Here is a 3200-nt window from a genome sequence, read left to right on the forward strand (position 1 = left end):
CGTACGGTGGTCGGGGAACTCACCTTCCACGAGCCCACGATGCCGGTGGTGTCGAACCTGACCGGTGTGCTCGCGACGGCCGGCGAACTGTGCTCACCGGAGTACTGGGTACGCCACGTCCGCGAGACCGTACGGTTCGCCGACGGGATGCGGACGCTGTCCGGCGCGGGCGCGGCGGCGTTCCTGGAACTGGGCCCGGACGGTGTGCTCTCGCCGGTGATCCGCGAGTCGGTGGCCGACGAGGCCACGGTCGTCCCGGTCCTGCGCAAGGACCGGGACGAGGAGACCGCAGCCCTGACCGCCCTCGCGCGCCTGCACGTGACCGGGGTGGACGTGGACTGGCCGGCCTTCTTCGCCGGGACCGGGGCGCGCCGGACCGACCTGCCGACGTACGCGTTCCAGCGCGAACGGTTCTGGCCGGAGGCGGCCGAACCCGTGACCGTGGCCGCGGGCGACGGCATCGACGCGGAGTTCTGGTCGGCGGTGGAGCGGGAGGACCTGGATTCCCTCGCGTCGAGCCTCGATGTGGACCCCGACACCCTCGGCGCCATCGTGCCCGCGCTGTCGTCCTGGCGCGGTCGGCGGCGGACGAGGTCGACGGTCGACTCCTGGCGCTACCGGGAGAAGTGGCGGCCCCTGGAGGATTCCTTCCCGGCCGTACTGCCGGGCACATGGCTGGCGGTGCTCCCCGCCGAGGGTGACGGCTGGGCGCGGGACGTCGTGGACGCGCTGGGACCAGCCGTGACCCGCTTCGTACCGGCGGATGCCGACCGTACGGTGCTCACCGCGCGGTTGGCCGAACTCACCGCCGACGGAACCGAGTTCGCAGGAGTGGTATCCCTCCTCGCCGCGTCGCCGGACGGCCTCGCGGACACGGTGGCGCTGCTACGGGCCCTGGGTGACGCGGATATCGCGGCGCCCGTGTGGGCGGTGACCCGCGGTGCGGTGTCCGCGGATCCCGGCGGCCCGGCGATCGATCCGGGACAGGCCGCGTTCTGGGGACTCGGCCGGGTCGCGGCACTGGAGCACCCGAACCGCTGGGGCGGCCTGGTCGACGTACCGAGCGCTGAGGCACCGAGCGCGGACGTGCTGAACGCGGACGTCGCGCGGCGGCTGATCGGCGTGCTCGCGGGAGCACTTCCCGGGGCCGGTGACGAAGACCAGGTCGCGGTGCGGGCCTCAGGGGTGTTCGGCCGGCGTCTGGTGCCCGCGCCCGCAGGGGACGCGGCACGGCGGTGGCAGCCGACCGGCACGGTGCTGATCACCGAGGGCACCGGAACGGTGGGCGCGCACATGGCGCGCTGGCTGGCCGGACACGGCGCGGAACACCTGCTGCTGCTCGCCCGTCGGGGGCCGGACGCGCCCGGTGCGGCGGAGCTGGAGGCCGAACTGACCGCGCTCGGCACGCGGGTCACGATCGTGGCCTGCGACGCGACGGACCGGGCCGAACTGGAAGCGGCGCTGGCGGCGATCGGGCCGAAGTTCCCGCTGACCGGTGTCGTGCACGCGGCCGGTCACCTGGAAGAGCCCACCGCGCTCGACGGTCTGCCCGCGCGGCGGTTCGAGGACGTGTTCCGGGCCAAGGTCGAGCCCGCCCTGCTGCTGGACGAGCTGACCCGCGATCTCGACCTGTCGGTGTTCGCGCTGTTCTCCTCGGTGGCCGCCGCCGTCGGCAGCCCTGGCCGGGCGGACTACGCCGCCGGGAACGCGGTGCTGGACGCGCTCGCCGAGCGCCGCCGAGCACAGGGACTCCCGGCGACATCGATCGCCTGGGGCGCCTGGCGAGGGGTCGGAGCGCCGGAGGCGGCCGGATCGACCGTGCTCGATCCACGGCTCGCGATGGAGGCGATGGCCGAGCTGGTGGCCGAACCGGACGCGACCGCGGTCGTCGCCGACCTCCGGCAGCCGCAGTTGCTGAAGGCCTTGCTCAGCCTCCGCACCAGTGCCGCGTTGACCGGACTGCCCGGCGCCCGCGCGGCCGCACGGGCGGTGCGGAAAGCCCGGCGCGACGGCGAGTCCACGGTGTCGAAGCTGCGTGAGCGCCTGCTCGCCGCCCCGGCGGCCGAGCGGGGGACGGTGCTGCTGGACGTCGTACGGACCCATGCCGCCGCCGTGCTCGGACACGCCGACCCGGAGGCCATCGGCGCGGACCGGGCGTTCCAGGACCACGGGTTCGACTCGCTGACCTCGATGGAACTGCGCAACCAACTGGCCCATGCCACCGGCCTGGCACTGCCCGCGAGTCTGCTCTTCGACTACCCGAGGCCACGGGTGCTGGCCGAACACCTCGTCGCCGAGCTGCTGGGGCGGGGGGAGCAGGCCGATGCGCCGGTCCTCACCCCGGTTTCGCCCGGCCCCGCCAACGACCCGGTGGTGATCGTCGGCATGGCCTGCCGGTTCCCCGGCCAGGTGCGTACCCCGGAGGAGTTCTGGGACCTCGTCGCCTCCGGCCGGGACGGCATCGCCGGGTTTCCCACCGATCGCGGCTGGGACCTGGAGACCCTCGCCGGGAATCAGCCCGGCTCCAGCGCGACCTCCGAGGGCGGTTTTCTCTACGACGCGGCCGACTTCGATCCGGGCTTCTTCGGGATCAGCCCGCGTGAGGCGCTGGCCATGGACCCGCAGCAGCGTCTGCTGCTCGAAGTGTCCTGGGAGGCGATCGAGCGGGCGGGCATCGACCCGGAGGGCCTGCGCTCCAGCCGGACCGGGGTGTTCGTGGGCACCAACGGCCAGGATTACGTGCACCTGGCGACCCGCGCGCGGGAAGACCTCGGCGGCCACATCGGCACCGGGCTGGCGGCGAGTGTGCTCTCCGGCCGGCTGTCCTACGTATTCGGCCTGGAAGGACCGGCGTCCACCGTCGACACGGCGTGCTCGTCGTCGCTGGTGTCCTTGCACCTCGCCGCGCAGGCACTGCGTGCCGGGGAGTGCTCGCTGGCGCTGGCCGGTGGCGTCACCGTGATGGCGACCTCCGTGAGCTTCGCGGGGTTCAGCATCCAGGGCGGACTGGCGCCCGACGGACGGTGCAAGCCGTTCGCCGAGGCCGCCAACGGGACCAGCTGGTCCGAGGGCGTCGGCATGCTGGTGGTCGAGCGGCAGTCCGATGCGGTGCGCAACGGGCACGACATCCTCGCGGTGGTGCGGTCCTCGGCGGTGAACCAGGACGGTGCCTCGAACGGTCTGAGCGCGCCGAACGGCCC

Annotated in this window: 1 protein-coding gene; it reads left to right on the forward strand. The window is 73.7% G+C overall.

Going from position 1 to position 3200, the window contains the following annotated elements; genetic code table 11:
- Positions 1-3200: SDR family NAD(P)-dependent oxidoreductase (locus ABZ562_RS41050; protein WP_361490550.1), on the forward strand; the 3200-nt coding region annotated here is incomplete at both ends.

This window comes from Streptomyces sp. NPDC019937 (assembly GCF_040631655.1).
GTDB lineage: Bacteria > Actinomycetota > Actinomycetes > Streptomycetales > Streptomycetaceae > Streptomyces.